Source organism: Variovorax sucrosi, from assembly GCF_051216635.1.
Taxonomy (GTDB): Bacteria; Pseudomonadota; Gammaproteobacteria; order Burkholderiales; family Burkholderiaceae_C; genus Variovorax.
In genome coordinates, this window is sequence record NZ_JBPJZU010000021.1 from 1 (window position 1) to 1,301 (window position 1,301).

The 1,301-nt window shown below is 68.3% G+C and carries 1 protein-coding gene and 1 pseudogene; both read left to right on the top strand.

The window, feature by feature from the left end; translation table 11 throughout:
- A pseudogene (locus ACSFBE_RS23835) lies at window positions 1–358 on the top strand (methyl-accepting chemotaxis protein); the annotation flags it as partial.
- Between the two features lie 43 nt (window positions 359–401).
- Window positions 402–1,301 (top strand): methyl-accepting chemotaxis protein (locus ACSFBE_RS23840; protein ID WP_435492878.1); only part of this gene is annotated, 900 nt, incomplete at its 3' end.

The window sequence follows — 1,301 nt, forward strand, 5'->3', positions numbered from 1 at the left end:
CGACATCATGGGCGAGATCTCCTCGGCCAGCCAGGAGCAGACCTCCGGCATCGAGCAGATCAACCAGGCCATCACGCAGATGGACCAGGTGACGCAGCAGAACGCGGCGCTGGTGGAGGAGGCCGCGGCCGCCGCCGCCTCGCTGCAGGAGCAGGCCGGCAGCCTGTCGCAGGTGGTGGGTGTGTTCAAGCTGGACGGCGCGCTGCCGAAGGCCGTGCACCGCGCCAGCCCGCGCGGCGCCGGTGCCGCGCCCCGCCCCAAGGCTGCCGCGAAGCGCCTGCCGGTGGCGCCGCGCGCGGCCGCCGCCTCCCGTTCCACCGCGCCCGTCGCCGCCAGCGACGGGTGGGAAACCTTTTGAGCGGCAGCTGCTGCCGCACTTTTCATCTCTGGAGTCAATGAGCATGTTTCTGAGCAATCTTTCCATCGGCAAGCGGCTGTCCCTCGCGGTCGGCCTCATCCTTGCGCTGTCCCTCGCGAGCAGCGTGCTAGCGGTGGTGAAACTGAGGCAACTCGGTGACGAAATCAATGCGATGGTCGAGCAGAACATCAAGATCGAGCGAGCCGGCTCCGACTGGCTGCGCTACGTGACCGCCGGCGTGCAGCGCGCGGCTGCGATCGCCAAGAGCAGCGACGCCAGCCTCATCGACTACTTTGCGCCCGCGAGTGCCCAGAACATCAAGGAGACGACCGAACTGCAGAAGTTTCTCGAGTCCCGGATGGACACGCCCGAGCGGCGTCAGATCTACGACAAGATCGGCGAACTGCGCAAGGGCTACCTGGCGGCCCGGGAAGAGGTCAGCAAGGCGAAGCTCGCGGCCGGCGCGGAAGGTGCCGACAAGATCTTCACCGAACGCTTCGAGCCGGCCTCGCGCGCCTATCTGGTCGGCGTCCAGCAACTGGTGGACGGCGAACGGGCCGAACTCGATGCCGCTGCCGGCCGTACCGAAGCGTTGCGCGCCACAACGAGCCTGACGCTGATGATCTGCGGCGCCGTGTCCACGGTCCTCGGCATCCTGCTCGCCTGGCTGCTGGTCCGCAGCATCACGCATCCGCTGCGCCGCGCGGTCGCCGTGGCCGAGGCCGTGGCTGCCGGTGACCTGACGAGCCGCATCGAGGTGACGAGCCAGGACGAGACCGGCCAGTTGATGCGTGCACTGCGTGGCATGAACGACAGCCTGGCCAAAGTGGTGGGCGAAGTGCGCCAGGGCACCGACACCATCGCGACGGCGTCGAGCCAGATCGCCTCGGGCAACCAGGACCTGTCCTCGCGCACCGAAGAGCAGGCCAGCTCGCTGGAGCAG